This window comes from Shigella sp. FC1544 (genome assembly GCF_001722145.1).
In the GTDB taxonomy this organism is placed as follows: domain Bacteria; phylum Pseudomonadota; class Gammaproteobacteria; order Enterobacterales; family Enterobacteriaceae; genus Escherichia; species Escherichia coli.
Genome location: NZ_MECT01000398.1, coordinates 1 through 621, shown reverse-complemented (window position 1 = coordinate 621; position 621 = coordinate 1). Strand labels below are relative to the sequence as shown.

The window sequence follows — 621 nt, the reverse complement described above, 5'->3', positions numbered from 1 at the left end:
GACTTCCTTAAAAAGTTTTTCACAGTATTAGCACAGTGATCTAAATGTTTTTCACTTATGCCAGAAGAAGATGAGTTTGTTACGCGTAATATATTTTTTTGTAATGCTTTTGTTGCTTTATTCGGATTCGTTTTTCCATCAACAAGATCAATATTATTCTGAACATTAATATGATTTACTGCTTCAGGTATTTTCATCCCCCCCCCAATTATGTGCGTTTTTATCTGTGGTTATTTAGATAACATTATCTAACTGGACACTTTCTTGTATGTATTATAGCTAAATGAACAGATTTTAATATGTTGTATGCTTTTCACTCTGAAATCCCCTGAATTTAATCACGTTTCCTTTACTGAAGGCAATTTTAACCGTAGTATCAATTATTAACCCTTGGGCTTGATATCCCTCTCCTCTTCTGGGCACGGGGAATGTCAGATTACTTATTACAGAAACCAAAAGAATTGTAAGCGTCATCTCAGTGTCGTCTATTTCAATGTCTGATGATTGGCGATGATAGAGTCCTTGAACCGCCCCGGGTTTCCTGGAGAGTGTTTTATCTGTGAACTCAGGCTGCCAGATCATCGTTTCCGATGGAAGCATAATAAGCTTTTTCTGCTTCTG

General features: G+C 36.4%; 1 protein-coding gene and 1 pseudogene. Both read right to left on the bottom strand.

The genetic code is table 11. From position 1 onward, the window contains the following. A pseudogene (locus tag BGK49_RS27790) lies at positions 1 to 197 on the bottom strand (hypothetical protein); the annotation flags it as partial. Positions 198 to 294: 97 nt separating this feature from the next. Then, positions 295 to 621: hypothetical protein (locus tag BGK49_RS30755; protein WP_206779273.1), on the bottom strand; the 327-nt coding region annotated here is incomplete at its 5' end.